14 protein-coding genes and 1 pseudogene are annotated in these 13,663 nt (G+C 54.1%); 7 read left to right on the top strand and 8 right to left on the bottom strand.

Annotation, left to right across the window (positions count from 1 at the left end):
* Window positions 1-77: 77 nt before the first annotated feature.
* Window positions 78-764 (bottom strand): B3/4 domain-containing protein, encoded by a 687-nt coding sequence (locus tag RTX96_RS04360; RefSeq protein ID WP_312670270.1) that lies wholly within the window; start codon window positions 762-764, stop codon window positions 78-80.
* Between the two features lie 43 nt (window positions 765-807).
* Between RTX96_RS04360 and RTX96_RS04355 the strand changes: the two genes are divergently transcribed.
* Complete coding sequence (locus tag RTX96_RS04355; protein ID WP_312670269.1) at window positions 808-1,410, top strand: XRE family transcriptional regulator; 603 nt, start codon at window positions 808-810, stop codon at window positions 1,408-1,410.
* A gap of 324 nt (window positions 1,411-1,734) precedes the next feature.
* Window positions 1,735-2,142 carry a cupin domain-containing protein gene (locus RTX96_RS04350; protein WP_312670268.1) on the top strand — a complete coding sequence of 136 codons (408 nt, stop codon included), beginning with the start codon at window positions 1,735-1,737 and terminating at the stop codon, window positions 2,140-2,142.
* A 31-nt stretch (window positions 2,143-2,173) separates the two neighbouring features.
* On the opposite strand, the gene RTX96_RS04345 is transcribed toward RTX96_RS04350, so the two are convergent.
* Entirely contained in the window at window positions 2,174-3,358 is a 1,185-nt protein-coding gene (locus tag RTX96_RS04345; RefSeq protein WP_312670357.1) for a sensor domain-containing diguanylate cyclase, read from the bottom strand.
* 490 nt (window positions 3,359-3,848) lie between these two features.
* Between RTX96_RS04345 and RTX96_RS04340 the strand changes: the two genes are divergently transcribed.
* From RTX96_RS04340 to dbpA, 4 genes are all read left to right on the top strand, one after another.
* Complete coding sequence (locus tag RTX96_RS04340; protein ID WP_103820269.1) at window positions 3,849-4,979, top strand: methyl-accepting chemotaxis protein; 1,131 nt, start codon at window positions 3,849-3,851, stop codon at window positions 4,977-4,979.
* 68 nt (window positions 4,980-5,047) lie between these two features.
* Entirely contained in the window at window positions 5,048-6,031 is a 984-nt protein-coding gene (gene zntB, locus RTX96_RS04335) for a zinc transporter ZntB (protein ID WP_312670266.1), read from the top strand.
* 277 nt (window positions 6,032-6,308) lie between these two features.
* A complete protein-coding gene (locus RTX96_RS04330) occupies window positions 6,309-6,458 on the top strand; it encodes a hypothetical protein (RefSeq protein WP_181016622.1) in 150 nt (49 codons plus the stop codon).
* Between the two features lie 60 nt (window positions 6,459-6,518).
* On the top strand, window positions 6,519-7,892 hold the full coding sequence (gene dbpA / locus RTX96_RS04325; protein ID WP_312670264.1) for an ATP-dependent RNA helicase DbpA: 1,374 nt from the start codon (window positions 6,519-6,521) through the stop codon (window positions 7,890-7,892).
* 55 nt (window positions 7,893-7,947) lie between these two features.
* Here the strand turns inward: dbpA and ttcA are convergent, their stop codons facing one another.
* Entirely contained in the window at window positions 7,948-8,883 is a 936-nt protein-coding gene (gene ttcA / locus RTX96_RS04320; RefSeq protein WP_103820090.1) for a tRNA 2-thiocytidine(32) synthetase TtcA, read from the bottom strand.
* Window positions 8,884-9,141: 258 nt separating this feature from the next.
* Here ttcA and RTX96_RS04315 point away from each other — a divergent pair.
* Window positions 9,142-9,347: pseudogene (locus RTX96_RS04315) on the top strand (DUF4113 domain-containing protein); the annotation flags it as partial.
* Window positions 9,348-9,476: 129 nt separating this feature from the next.
* On the opposite strand, the gene RTX96_RS04310 reads toward RTX96_RS04315, so the two are convergent.
* The 5 genes from RTX96_RS04310 to RTX96_RS04290 form a co-directional block, all read right to left on the bottom strand.
* Window positions 9,477-9,794 (bottom strand): SMR family transporter, encoded by a 318-nt coding sequence (locus RTX96_RS04310; RefSeq protein WP_312670262.1) that lies wholly within the window; start codon window positions 9,792-9,794, stop codon window positions 9,477-9,479.
* Complete coding sequence (locus tag RTX96_RS04305) at window positions 9,794-10,099, bottom strand: SMR family transporter (protein WP_312670260.1); 306 nt, start codon at window positions 10,097-10,099, stop codon at window positions 9,794-9,796. Before RTX96_RS04305 ends, RTX96_RS04310 begins: the two co-directional genes overlap by 1 nt.
* Window positions 10,100-10,296: 197 nt before the next feature.
* Window positions 10,297-11,571 carry an MFS transporter gene (locus RTX96_RS04300; protein ID WP_312670356.1) on the bottom strand — a complete coding sequence of 425 codons (1,275 nt, stop codon included), beginning with the start codon at window positions 11,569-11,571 and terminating at the stop codon, window positions 10,297-10,299.
* Complete coding sequence (locus RTX96_RS04295; protein ID WP_312670258.1) at window positions 11,571-12,173, bottom strand: isochorismatase family cysteine hydrolase; 603 nt, start codon at window positions 12,171-12,173, stop codon at window positions 11,571-11,573. The genes RTX96_RS04300 and RTX96_RS04295 overlap by 1 nt, the downstream gene beginning before the upstream one ends.
* Window positions 12,174-12,200: 27 nt before the next feature.
* The gene (locus RTX96_RS04290; protein WP_312670257.1) at window positions 12,201-13,412 is read right to left on the bottom strand and encodes an MFS transporter; all 1,212 of its coding nucleotides are present in this window, start codon (window positions 13,410-13,412) and stop codon (window positions 12,201-12,203) included.
* Window positions 13,413-13,663: the final 251 nt, after the last annotated feature.

Here is a 13,663-nt window from a genome sequence, read left to right as displayed (position 1 = left end):
CACGTATTGCGCCTGCCAATAGCGTAGAGCAGATGCTAAACGCAGGCGCACTCTGGAGGGGCTTAAGGCGGCAGCCATTAAAGACTAATCAGCGTGGTCTCGTACTCCAGGCCAGGCATCATCTGCGTAAGGCCGTCGGTGAGCATCTTTCCTGCGGCATGCAACTCATCAAGGGGCATTTCCGGCAGGCTTTCCAGAATAAACCACATCTGTTGGTCAGATGCGCTCAGACGGGTGCGAACACCCTGGCGCCAGTTCCAGCGGCGGCAGGTTACGCCTACATCATCGCGCCAGATTACTTCCCCCGGCTCCGGCGACTCGACGGCGGGCAGCCCCTCCTTCATGGTATCGAACGCTTCCGTACCGTCGGCAATGACCAATCGCGGTAATCCACTGTAGGCAGCGAAATTCTCTCCGCCCACCGGCACGGCATAGCGCAAACTGACCGCGTTATAGAGATCGACCACTGGATCCAGCGCCGCCATCGTGCCGTCTCGCAGTACCCGTTTACGCAGCGCTTCGGCAGAGCAGGGGGTACGCTTGGGCTTGGCGCCAAAGGCTTTAAACACCTTACTCCAGGCGTTCAGATGGTTTTCGGCCCAGACGGGTTGGCCGTCAAGTACCGCCCGACACGCCTCTTTCAACGCCGTTTCGCCGATCTGGGCGTTACGCAATGGAGCGGCTTTCACATAAATACTCAGCGCACGAAAGCCGGGCGCGATACCCGCCAGCGCCTGGCTGATTGACGGTAACAGAGAAGACATCGCATAATCCTGTAATGACTGATTTATTCTATGATATCGACCGATGACCAAAAAAGTCAATATAACGACCACGGGTGGAACCGACGTCAGCGTCATCAATGAAGCGGTCTCCCAACGTATCAAACTCTTTCGCAGCCAAAAAAAGCTGTCGCTCGACGAGCTTTCTCGCCTCTCCGGCGTCAGTAAGGGGATGCTGGTGGATATTGAAGGCTGTAAGGCCAACCCCAGCATTGCATTACTGTGCAAAATCGCTGCGGCAATGAACGTCTCCGTTGCTGACGTCGTGAACGTTGCCAGCGAGCCAGCGGTTCATCTTATCGACCGGGAGGCTATTCCGGTGCTGTGGCAAGGCGAGAGGGGCGGAAGCGCGAAGCTGCTGGCCGGTACCCGAGGGCCAGATATGCTGGAGCTTTGGCAGTGGGTGATGCACCCCGGCGAAGCGTTTGCCTCCTCTGGCCATCCGGCTGATACCTGCGAGCTGCTGTTTGTTACCCGGGGCCAGCTAACGCTCCGGGTCGATGATCGTGATTACGTCATTAACGAAGGCTGCTCGGCGGTTGCCAGAACCGATAGGCCCCATGCCTATAGCAATGAAACCAGCGACGCGATTGAATTCACCATGACGGTGTATGAGAAAGGCCGCTGATAGCGGCCTGAAATAACGACGCAGACTGTAGGCCCGGTAAGCGCAGCGCCACCGGGCGTCTACGTATTAATTCGGCAATGCCGGTTGCGGGTTTCTGCCTGATTTTTTAACGCCGGCTTGCTCATGCTGCTGGTAGGTTATCTGCTGCTCAGCGCCGTGCTCAATAAAACCATGAAGCTGCGGGAAGAGATGTAATACGTCACAAGGAGGGGACTTATCTATGAGCACTACTCATAAGCCCGTCCCTGATTTGCCCTCTAATCGCGCCTGGCGTACCTCGTTATACTCACTTCATACATCACGTTGATAACGAATGGAGCACACATGAGCGAGACATTTGACGGTAACAGCGTCTTCCCACGCGGGGAAAAGAACGAAGCCTACGCCCAGTATTTCACCGGAACCAGCTATCTGACGATGCTCACTACCGACGGAGTGAATATTGGCAACGTGGTGTTTGAACCTGGCTGCCGTAACAACTGGCATATCCACCATAAAGGCGGTCAGATCCTGCTGGTAACCGGGGGCAGAGGCTGGTATCAGGCGTGGGGCGAGCCAGCGCGTGCGCTTAAGACCGGCGATGTAGTAAATATCCCGGCGGGCGTAAAACACTGGCACGGCGCGGCGCACGACAGCTGGTTTGCGCACATTGCCGTGGCGATCCCGGCTGAAGGGGCATCGAACGAATGGCTGGAGCCGGTCAGCGCCGCGGCATACCGCCAACTTTCCTGAAAATAGTCGTCTATCAGTGCCTCAGAAACTCTCAGGCCGCAAACACCTTGTTGCGGCCTCTGTTTTTTGCCTGATATAACGCCTCATCCACGCGTTGAAAGAGGGAGTCCAGGCTCTCACCGGCCTGATACTGCGCTATGCCTACGCTAATAGTCAGCGGAGGGATATCCGGTATCGCTATGTTCTCAACCTCGATGCGCAGATCCTCAGCTGCCGTCAACGCCGCCGCCAGGGTCGTGTCGGGAAGCAGCAGCAAGAATTCATCCCCATCCCAGCGAAAGACAACGCTGCGGTCTGAAGCGCTGAGGGCTTGAGCAAGATGAATTAACACTTCGTCGCCTTTTTTGTGCCCGTAACGCTGGTTAATATTTCTGAAGCGATCGATATTCACCAGTAACATGCTGACATCGTTAGATGCTGGAAGCTGTTTCTCAAGCTGCTGAAATGCCTCGCGTCGATTGAATAAGCGGGTAAGCGGATCCCGGCGCTCGGCGTTTTCCAGGGCCTGCTCAAGGCTCCGTTGCTCGCTCATATCATGGACGACACAGAGTATCAGCCGTTCGCCATAGATTTCGATGGGGCCGACCGCGACCTGCACGTCACGGGTCGAACCGTCGGCGAGACGGTGGGTAAAAGAGAGGGGTTTATGGCCACCTGGCAGATGAGCAATTTCCCCGACGATCGGTAAAATATTACGACCAAGCGTATTGATCTGCCATATGAACATCGTGCAGAGCGTTTCATAGGTGTAGCCATAAAAGCGTATCGCCGCGAGGTTGGCATCAACGATCTGTCCCTCTCGGGCGGGATCGACCAAAACAATTGGCGCTGAGGTAGTGTAAAAAAAACGGGCATAAAACCCGTTTTTACGGGGGCGATAGGCGGCCGAGCGGCTCGCCTTGAGTCCTGCATTACCTCGCGGCGTCAGGCCTTCAATGACAATGACCTCGCCAACTTCCTCAAGAGCCACTGTAGACAGTCTGCAGCTTAACGTATGGGTTTCATCGCCTATGGGCAGCGACCAGACCTCAACAATATCGTCACCGTTTTTCAGACTGGTGGCATACTCGGAGAGGTATCGGTGCGCCACGGCAGAAAATTCGCCGTGGCGCATGGTGTTCAGAGAGGCTCCGCCGGATAAAGTTTGTGCCTGGTGATTTGCAAAGATGAGATCTTCGCTTTCCGGGGCAACAATCCATATGGGGGTCGCTAACATATTCAAAGAATCAAGATGACATGCCACGGTATGCTTCCTGTTTTTATTTTTTGCTGTGTGTATGACTCAACGTAAGTTTTCCTGTTTACCATTCTGCCGATAAATAAAATATTAAAAAGTCATTTTTTCAACGATTTGTCGTGCTGCTTTGGATGTGGGTTAATTTTCACCACCTGTCACCCTATATATATTCATAGCGCAGATCATTTAAGTGTGGCTTAAATCTATTTCAGATACGCGATCTCCACCTATTATTAAGAAAAATTAAGGTTGCTATGTATGATATATTTTGCTGTAAATAGAGGGCGATAACAGCATTTGTTGCTATATAAAGCTAAGGCATGCTGTTTTCCAGGATGATCTATCTGACGTGCGGCAAATTGATATTACATAACGGCAAACACGTTATGAATGAAAAATAGAGATGAAAAAGCCATTTTCCGATGATATAAAACTGATATCAATTACCGATGTACAACAGGGTTTTTTTATGTTCCGAAATACAAGCGTGCGCACATTTATAATGGTATCCCTGTTTGCATCATTTGGGCTAATGAATATATTAGTGATCTTTCTCACGAAAAATAGCACCCTTGCGCTGCTTGTTTGTACGATATCTGTTTTAACCTTGCTTTTTATGTGGTTTTACATGACCTACTATTTGGTTTCTCCCATTAATACGGTTAAAAAAAGTATCGATGAGGTCACGGCCGGAAACCTGTCTGTGACGATCCCTGAGTTCGGTAACAACTGTGCAGGACGGTTAATTCCCGGCATTAACGGCCTCGCCAGCAACATTGCCATCCTGGTTCGCGAAATTCGTGCTTCCTCGCAGTCCGCTATGGATCTCTCCGAACAGCTCGCCGCACGCAGCACCGAGCTGTCGGTAAAAACAGAGGAGCAGTCGGCGGCGCTTATCGAGACGGCGTCCAGCATGGAGCAGATGGCGGCCAGCACCAAAAATAATGCGGGCAATACCCAGCTTGCCAGCCAGCAGGCGGGTGAGGCGACCCGCTGCGCGCGCCAGGGCGGCGAGTTGATGACGAAGGTAGCGGCCAATATGCAGTCAATTACCGACTGCGCACGCCAGATGACGGAGATTATCTCTCTGATCGACGGCATTGCTTTCCAGACCAATATTCTGGCACTGAATGCGGCGGTGGAGGCCGCGCGAGCAGGGGAGCATGGTAAAGGCTTCTCGGTGGTGGCCGGTGAGGTGCGCCATCTTGCCCACCGCAGCGCCGAGGCGGCGAAAAGCATCAAATCATTAATCGACGTCACCGCGCAAAACGTCTCCCAGGGCGTCACTATCGTTGGCGAGGCGGAAAAAAACATGCTGGAGATCGTCTCTGGCTCCGGGCTATTAAGCAAACTGATGGATGAAGTGTCGGTTGCCACGCTTCAGCAGGAGAAGGGCATCGCGCAGATCACCCAGGCGCTTTCCGAGCTGGAGCGCGTCACGCAGAGTAATGCCACGATGGTGGATGAACTGGCGGGATCGTCCGACGTGCTTAAACGTCAGGTAATTGAACTGCAAGGCAGAACGCGTAACTTCCGCTTAGCGCCCTCGGCCCCCGCTGGAGCCCAGCCGTTTCCCTTGCAAATTCAGTGCGATGGCTAATTATCTGATTGCTTACTCTCACCGCCCGGCTAGACTGTCACTATTAGCGTGCTGAATGTGGAGGAGCCGTGGAGGCGATTAAGGGATCGGACGTTAACGTGCCGGATGCGGTTTTTGCCTGGATGCTGGATGGCAAGGGAGGCGTAAAGCCGCTGGGCGATGACGACGTGATTGACAGCGCACACCCGTGCTGGCTGCATCTCAACTATACCCAACCGGAGAGCGCGCAGTGGCTGGCATCCACGCCGCTGCTGCCAAATAACATACGCGATGCGCTGGCCGGCGAAAGCTTGCGCCCACGCGTTACGCGTATGGGCGAAGGGACATCAATCACGCTGCGCTGTATCAACGGCAGCACCGATGAGCGTCCCGATCAGCTTGTCGCCATGCGTCTCTATATGGATGAGCGTCTCATTGTCTCTACCCGCCAGCGGAAGGTGCTGGCGCTGGACGACGTGGTCAAGGATCTGGAAGAGGGAACCGGGCCGGTGGACTGTGGCGGCTGGCTGGTGGATGTCTGCGATGCGCTAACCGATCACGCCAGCGAGTTTATCGAAGAGCTGCACGACAAGATCATCGACCTGGAAGATAATCTGCTCGACCAGCAGATCCCGCCGCGCGGTTTTCTGGCTCTGCTGCGCAAGCAGCTTATCGTGATGCGCCGCTATATGGCTCCCCAGCGCGACGTCTATGCCCGGCTGGCCAGCGAGCGTTTTCCGTGGATGAATGACGATCAGCGCCGTCGGATGCAGGATATCGCCGACAGGCTGGGCCGCGGTCTTGATGAAATTGATGCGTGTATTGCCCGCACGGCGGTCATGACCGATGAGATCACTCAGGTGATGCAGGAGTCGCTGACGCGTAGAAGTTACACTATGTCGCTGATGGCGATGGTCTTTTTGCCCAGCACCTTTTTAACCGGTCTGTTTGGCGTTAACCTGGGCGGGATCCCTGGCGGCGAGTGGCATATGGGTTTCCCGCTGTTCTGCCTGATGCTGGTGGTGCTGATTGGCGGAGTAACCTGGTGGCTACATCGCAGTAAATGGCTGTAAAATTTCACATTTTTAACAAAATATGAACATAGAAACGCCGTTTTACTTGCGCGAAATCAATAAACAAAAGGGCGAATCAGGGCAATATCTATCTCGCAGGTGAATGCAACGTCAAGCGATGGGCGTTGCGCTCCATATTGTCTTACTTCCTTTTTTGAATTACTGCATAGCACAATTGATTCGTACGACGCCGACTTATAATAGTCGGCTTTTTTTTGCCTCTTGTTCATCAGCTTCTACCCTTAAAGGGAGCGATGCCATCACCAGGAGGTAAAACATGTCCGGCCTTACCTTATTGAATCCCACAGACTCTCTGCCCGCCGATCCGGTACCCACCGATCCAGTTCCGGTTCCTGAACCGATTCCCCGGCCGCAGCCGCTGCCCGATCCGCCGCCCAACGAGGAGCCGATTAAAATGTCGCGTTAAAGAGGCAGATCTGAGAGGATACGCGCCTGCTGACGTAGCCTTTTACCGCGAGAAAATATTGTGACCGCTTTTTCAACACTGAATACTCTGCCCACAGCCCAGCTCGATAACCTTAATGAGCTGGGTTATCACACCATGACGCCCGTGCAGGCTGCGGCGCTGCCCGCGATCCTTGCTGGTCAGGATGTGCGCGTGCAGGCAAAAACCGGCAGCGGTAAAACGGCGGCGTTTGGCCTGGGCCTGCTGCAGCATATCGATGCCAGTCGCTTCCAGACCCAGTCCCTGATCCTCTGCCCAACCCGCGAGCTGGCGGATCAGGTAGCCAATGAGCTGCGCCGGCTGGCGCGCTATATGCCGAATATCAAAATTCTGACCCTCTGCGGCGGCCAGCCTTTTGGCGCGCAACGCGACTCGTTGCAGCATGCGCCACATATTATTGTTGCCACGCCGGGCCGCCTGCTCGATCACCTGCAGAAGGGCACCGTTAACCTTGACGCTCTGCAAACCCTGGTGATGGATGAAGCGGACCGGATGCTGGATATGGGTTTCAGCGACGCCATTGATGAGGTGATCCGCTTTGCACCCGCGTCGCGCCAGACGCTGCTCTTTTCCGCCACCTGGCCTGACGCCATCGCGGCGATCAGCGGCCGCGTTCAGCGTTCGCCGCAGACCATCGAGATCGACACCGTGGATGCGCTGCCCGCCGTCGAGCAGCAGTTCTTTGAGATCTCGCGCCAGGGTAAAATCGGCCTGCTGCAAAAGCTGCTTAGTCAGCATCAGCCTGCCTCGTGTGTGGTCTTCTGCAATACTAAAAAAGATTGTCAGGAGGTATGCGACGCCCTGAACGATGCTGGCCAGGACGCGCTGGCCCTGCATGGCGATCTGGAACAGCGCGATCGTGACCGGACGCTGGTACGTTTTGCCAACGGCAGCGCGCGCGTGCTGGTAGCAACCGACGTGGCGGCCCGCGGCCTGGATATCAAATCCCTTGAGCTGGTGGTGAACTACGAGCTGGCGTGGGATCCGGAAGTGCACGTCCATCGCATCGGGCGTACCGCTCGTGCCGGTAACAGCGGCCTGGCCATTAGCTTCTGTGCACCGGAAGAGGCGCAGCGCGCTAATATTCTGGCAGAGATGCTACAGATCAAGCTGAACTGGCTGAACGCGCCCGCCAACGTCAAGGTGCTGCCGCTGGAAGCGGAGATGGCAACGCTGGTGATCGATGGGGGTAAAAAAGCCAAGATGCGTCCGGGAGACGTACTGGGTGCGATGACCGGTGATATGGGACTAAACGGGGCGGATATCGGCAAGATCACCGTGCATCCGGCGCATGTCTACGTGGCGGTGCGGCAGAGCATTGCTCGCCAGGCGTGGAAGCAGCTACAGAGCGGCAAGATCAAAGGCAAGAGCTGCCGGGTGATGCTGCTGAAGTAAGGCAGAAGGGCAGGAATAAGGCTCTCCGACGGTAATCTGCCGGAGAGCCTTCAGGTTATTTCACTTCCAGCACGTTGAGGCGCAGAGGATCAAGCGGCGTCTCGTCCTCTTCCGGCTGCCAGCCAGCAGGCTGCACAGGAATGGATTCACGGTCAAACGCCAGATCGCCGCCGTCTACCACTTCTGAACCGTGAGTAATACCCTTAAAGTCAAACAGCGAGATATCGCTCAGGTGCGACGGCACCACGTTCTGCATGGCGCTGAACATGGTCTCGATGCGGCCCGGGTAGCGTTTATCCCAGTCGCGTAGCATGTCGGCGATCACCTGGCGCTGAAGGTTCGGCTGGGAGCCGCACAGGTTGCAGGGGATGATCGGGTAGGCTTTAGCCTGGGCAAAACGCTCGATGTCCTTCTCCCGGCAGTAGGCCAGGGGACGGATAACAATGTGCTTGCCGTCATCGCTCATCAGTTTCGGCGGCATGCCTTTCATTTTTCCGCCGTAGAACATATTCAGGAACAGCGTCTGCAAGATGTCGTCGCGATGGTGGCCGAGGGCGATCTTAGTCGCGCCCAGCTCCGTGGCGGTGCGGTAGAGAATGCCGCGGCGCAGGCGTGAGCAGAGTGAACAGGTCGTTTTCCCCTCGGGGATCTTCTCTTTCACGATACCGTAGGTATTCTCTTCGACAATCTTATACTCGACGCCCAGCTGCTCAAGGTAGGCAGGCAGAATATGCTCCGGGAAGCCCGGCTGCTTCTGGTCGAGGTTCACCGCCACCAGCGAGAAGTTAACCGGCGCGCTCTGCTGCAGGTTGCGCAGGATCTCCAGCATGGTGTAGCTGTCCTTACCGCCGGAGAGGCACACCATAATGCGATCGCCTTCCTCAATCATATTGAAGTCGGCAATGGCTTCGCCCACGTTACGGCGCAGGCGCTTCTGCAATTTGTTTAAGTTGTACTGCTCTTTCTTGTTAACGTCTTGATGCTCTTGCATGGTGTGCTGTCTCGGTTGACCGGGTCGTCATTCATTCTATGTCGCGTATGGTACGGATTACGGCGACGAATGCCAGCACGTTTTACACTGGGAGCCACTTGAGCCGTTCTGTTTTCGCTTTGCGGGAGGGAGTATAAAACGTAACGACTTTGGGGCTTCTTGCAAGGCGAGCCTGTAACTCTTGTTCAAGGACGGCAATATAGCACCGCTGATTGTTGAACGGGCGACATTATAACCTGTAATCCATCACTCATGTTTTCGCAGCTCAATCTGTTTGATGATAACGCACCTAGGCGGATAGCGATGCACTGATGGCCCTCATAGACAAGCTAAGTCGACAGGGAAGGGGAACTCTGTAGTTTACCGGGCAGGGGGGCCAGCAAGCTTGGTAGATTAAGCGCGAAATGCTCTCGCCGCGTTATACGACGCGGTGGTCAGACTTAACGAGCGTGCCGGCTAATTAAGCACGTGTTATAGAGGTCATCATGGCAGCTAAATACAACAGCCAGGCTTTGTATAAGCAGGGTCAACGGCAACCATGATCCTCAATAATATGTTTTTCAAAGGGAGGCTATAAACCCGCTAAAAGCAGTTCAACCTGTAAGCTTAAGTCCTGTTACTGAGACGATAAGCAGCAGCATATAAAATAGTTTTCGGAGGCTTTTTTTATCTCCCCACAGCAGCATACCTGTGCTGATCGAACCCGCAACGCCAATGCCTGTATAGACAGAGTAAGCAATTGAGGCATCCATTGTTTCCATACCGAGATGCAGTAAGTAAATCGACAGGACAATTCCGACGGTATAAAAAATAAAGCCCGAGCCGTATTTCTTCAAGGCAAAGTTTCTTATGCCCGACACAACAAATATTTCAAATAATCCAGCCAGAATTAGATAAAACCATCCCGTCATTAGCTACTCCGCTTTAATTTGTATACTGAGAACAGCATCACACCGATGCATACCGCAACAGTAAGATCAAAATCTTTTCCCTTAACTATTACATCAACCAGATAAGTCCCTATCGCACCCAATACGACAAAAATGACGTAAGCCATAGATGCATTCATCATCCGTGACGCAGCAACGACAAGAGAAAAACTAAAGATGATAAAAAATATAACTTTGGCCCACGATGCGGGGTCGTTTGCCTCTTTCAGGGCAGTAGCCCAATACACTTCTGCAATGCTTGCTACCAGAATTAAAAAATAACCCATAATAACTATTCCCTTTCCAAATTATCTGACTAATGTGGCAGCGCTCCTGTGAAACGATGAATTAGGTGTTGTTCTGACACGCTCTAATTCTGAAGCTGGCAACTCTGATTAAGTGGTCGCGTAAGCGAATAAAAAAACTTTGTACATCGCGAGTCAGATAAAAGCGTTTATTTACACTGACCCGCGATTTCACCCGGTCAATCGAAGCTTCTACCTTTGCGGTATATCAGGAACGTCATTATTCCTGTTGCGGCAACTCCCCATGCAACCGCGCTAAGTGTCCAGTGCGCGAAATGATAAAACGCCAGCAAAGATAGCGGCATGATGCTTGAACATAATGAATACGCAATATTGTAAATGAGCGCTATGCCCGTAACCTTAACCTTTGAGGGAAATAGTCTGATCATAAGTATCGGGACAGCAGCAATAGTTCCGCTGCACAACCCGAGCAAAACGTATCCTGCAATGACTGCGCCAGTGCCGAAGCCTGACATAAAAGACATCAGGGTGACGGCAACAGCGGTCAGGACAGCGTAAGCTGCAAACACAGGCCAGGCACCGGCCTTATCCGCTACATGCCCGGCGATAATACATCCGATGTTCATTGCCAGGATGCCAGCACAGCTGATTTTAAAGGTGCTAGCCGCATCATAGTACCACTCCTTCTGCATAATAACCGGCAGTATCACAACAGACAGAATAACGGTTGACGTCAGCACCACGGTTAGGAGGCTTGCCGGTACAACGGAACTGCGGTGTTTTCGCAGAATATTGGCCAGCGGGAGCCGCTCAGACAGCGCCCGGTCGCGCTGCAGCGCGACAAAAACCGGGGTTTCCTGCAGCCAGCGCCGCAGCCAGACCGATATAAATCCCAGCACCCCACCCACGATAAACGGAATGCGCCACGCCCACTGCGTTACTTCTTCACCGGTGAAGTAGCTATTGATGAGCGTCACGGTCAGCGCGGCCAGCATATAGCCAAATGAGAGGCCCGCCTGAAGCAGACCCAGCGCCAGCCCGCGCTGGGAAGCGGGTGTATGCTCTGCCACAAACACCCAGGCATTGGGAACTTCACCGCCAAGCGCAGCGCCCTGAACAATACGCGCTAGCAACAGCATCAGCGGTGCCCAGTAACCTACCTGGTCGTATCCCGGCAGCACGCCCATCACCAGGCACGGCATCGCCATAAAAAGCACTGTGAAGTTGAACATGTGCTTGCGGCCATAGCGATCGGAGAAGTGCGCAATTAGCAGCCCGCCAAGCGGGCGGGCAAGATAGCCGACCGAGAAAATCGTCATGCTCTCAAGCAGGCGGATCCACTCCGGTGTGTGCGCCGGGAAAAACACGTCGGCGATAGTGGAAGAAAGAAAGACAAAAATAATGAAGTCGAACACTTCCAGCGCGCCACCCAAGAGCGATAGAGAGATGACTTTGTAATCGTGACGGGACAGGGGAATGGCAACAGAGTTCATCACGCAGACCCACTTTTCAGACGCGCAGCCAGAACATCCGCGAGTACTACGTCTGCATGCTGCGGAAGAAGCGAGTCGATAAGCACGCGGTGGATGTTTTCATCCGGATCGGCGCAGCAGTCAGAGACGACTATTACCTTATAGTCGAGGTCAAATGCCTGTCGGACGCTGGAGAGTACCACGCCGCTGGTCGTTAGCCCGGCCATAATCAACGTATCCACGCCCTGCGCGTCGAGCAGCATCCCTAGCTCGGTTGACGTGAAGGCTCCGATTCGGTGTTTCATGATAACCGGATCGCCAGGATGAGGCGCAACATCTGGATGCACGGCGCTTTCGGGTGACCCCGCTATGAAAAGCCCGTGGTCCCTGATACCCGAGAACACTCTGTTCCGGCTGCTGATTTCTGGGTGACCTGCGCGGAAGCCGACTGTGATGTAAATTACGATCACGCCAGCATGGCGGGCAGCCTCAATGAGGCCGTACGTCTTTGTCAGTACGGATTTTGCTGCCTCTGCGGGCAGATAATTGTCCAGCAGCAGTCGCTGATAATCCATTACCAGCAGTGCGCTACTGGCCGAACGAACGAAAGCGGATGTGGTCATAATCATCTCCTGAAAACAGTATAAAAGTCAGCCGCCCGGACTGACCGAAGAGCGCATCATGACGCGCCAGTTAAGAGCAGCACCTGCCAGCAGGAGCAGGCTGGTAGCAAGGAATACGCAGCGCATGCCCAGATGAGCGCCGATAAATCCGCCTAGTAGCGGTCCGGTAAACTGACCAGTGAACTGTGCAGATACGGAGTATCCCATTACGCTCCCGGCATTTTCTTCCGGTACGCTGCGGCGGATAACCGCAGCGATGCAGGGCAGCAGGCCGCCCAGCGCAAAACCCATCAGAAAACGCAGGGTAATCAGTTGCCAGCCCGCCATTACGAAAGCCTGGGGTACAAGCAATATCGCAGCCGCTACAAGTGCGGATACAATGATTCTGACGTGACCGACTCTATCTGCCACTCTTCCCAGCCAAGAGGCTGATATCACGCTGCCGAGCGCAGCTGCGGACATCACCAAGCCTGCCGTATGGGTAACGGATACTGAATCTGATGAAAGTGTGCGAATGAAAACTGTAATGATGGGTTCAATGGACATGTTTGCCAGCATCAGTAGCAGGCCGGTAGTGAGCATGCAGATAACCGCCGCCCGCCCGGGAAGGCGCGACCAGTCTGTTTTTTTCGCACCGGCAGCTTCTGTTACGGGTCTGACCGACTCTCTGATAAGGAGCAGCGTAAGCAGAAAAGCCATAAAAATGAGCAGGCCGGCCAGCCAGAACGTTGCGCGGATACCGATGAGCGGCGGAAGCCAGCCACCGGCAAGCGGTCCTGCAAGATTTTCAGCCATAACGCCTGATGCAACCATACCCAGCGCCCAGCCAGCCCGCTTTTCTGGGGCCTGAACGGCGATAAGAATAGTGGCACCGGAAGAGTAACCACCGGCAAGTCCGGCCAGCAGACGCAGGAAAATCAGATGCCAGATATTTGTGGCAAATCCCATCAGTGACACCATGACAGCCATCCCTAAACTGGCACGAACCAGCATAGCTTTACGGCCGTAGCGATCGCCCAGTCTGCCCCAGATCGGAGCAACCAGTCCGGCGGATAGAAATGTCGCGCTGTACGCAATGCCGGACCACTGCACCACCGCGGCATGTCCGGATACGCCCAGTTGTTCAACATAGAGCGGTAGAAATGGCAGCATCAGAGTCATGGCAAAAACCGTTGAAAAAGCCCCCGCCATGCAGACAAATAGGTTACGCCGCCAATAAGCATTTTCACTTTCAATCATGCTCAGTTCTCAGATTTATTGCTTGGGATACCAAAACGGGATGCCATACAGAACGCTATTATCTTATGTCAATCAGATGCAGTGTCAGAGCCATGACGCCGCAGACAAATGTTGAAAACCAGCTCCGGGAGATGATCCTGAATTTTGACCTCAGTCCCGGAGAACGTATTACGGAACGCTGGGCTGAATCAGCGCTCAGCGCGCATATACGGGCTAGCAGGGACAGAACGCTCTATGCGCTAACCCGAAAC

The sequence above is a fragment of the Pseudescherichia sp. genome, assembly GCF_032052675.1.
Lineage (GTDB): Bacteria > Pseudomonadota > Gammaproteobacteria > Enterobacterales > Enterobacteriaceae > Pseudescherichia.
The sequence above is the reverse complement of the archived record's forward strand: the minus strand, read 5'-3'. Positions and strand labels throughout refer to the sequence as shown.

Excerpts from the sequence above, each read along its gene's own strand:
- RTX96_RS04360 (WP_312670270.1), bottom strand. The coding sequence starts at position 764 with ATGTCTTCTCTGTTACCGTCAATCAGCCAGGCGCTGGCGGGTATCGCG.
- RTX96_RS04355 (WP_312670269.1), top strand. The coding sequence starts at position 808 with ATGACCAAAAAAGTCAATATAACGACCACGGGTGGAACCGACGTCAGC.
- RTX96_RS04350 (WP_312670268.1), top strand. The coding sequence starts at position 1,735 with ATGAGCGAGACATTTGACGGTAACAGCGTCTTCCCACGCGGGGAAAAG.
- RTX96_RS04345 (WP_312670357.1), bottom strand. The coding sequence starts at position 3,358 with ATGTTAGCGACCCCCATATGGATTGTTGCCCCGGAAAGCGAAGATCTC.
- RTX96_RS04340 (WP_103820269.1), top strand. The coding sequence starts at position 3,849 with ATGTTCCGAAATACAAGCGTGCGCACATTTATAATGGTATCCCTGTTT.
- RTX96_RS04330 (WP_181016622.1), top strand. The coding sequence starts at position 6,309 with ATGTCCGGCCTTACCTTATTGAATCCCACAGACTCTCTGCCCGCCGAT.
- ttcA (WP_103820090.1), bottom strand. The coding sequence starts at position 8,883 with ATGCAAGAGCATCAAGACGTTAACAAGAAAGAGCAGTACAACTTAAAC.
- RTX96_RS04310 (WP_312670262.1), bottom strand. The coding sequence starts at position 9,794 with ATGACGGGATGGTTTTATCTAATTCTGGCTGGATTATTTGAAATATTT.
- RTX96_RS04305 (WP_312670260.1), bottom strand. The coding sequence starts at position 10,099 with ATGGGTTATTTTTTAATTCTGGTAGCAAGCATTGCAGAAGTGTATTGG.
- RTX96_RS04300 (WP_312670356.1), bottom strand. The coding sequence starts at position 11,571 with ATGAACTCTGTTGCCATTCCCCTGTCCCGTCACGATTACAAAGTCATC.
- RTX96_RS04295 (WP_312670258.1), bottom strand. The coding sequence starts at position 12,173 with ATGACCACATCCGCTTTCGTTCGTTCGGCCAGTAGCGCACTGCTGGTA.
- RTX96_RS04290 (WP_312670257.1), bottom strand. The coding sequence starts at position 13,412 with ATGATTGAAAGTGAAAATGCTTATTGGCGGCGTAACCTATTTGTCTGC.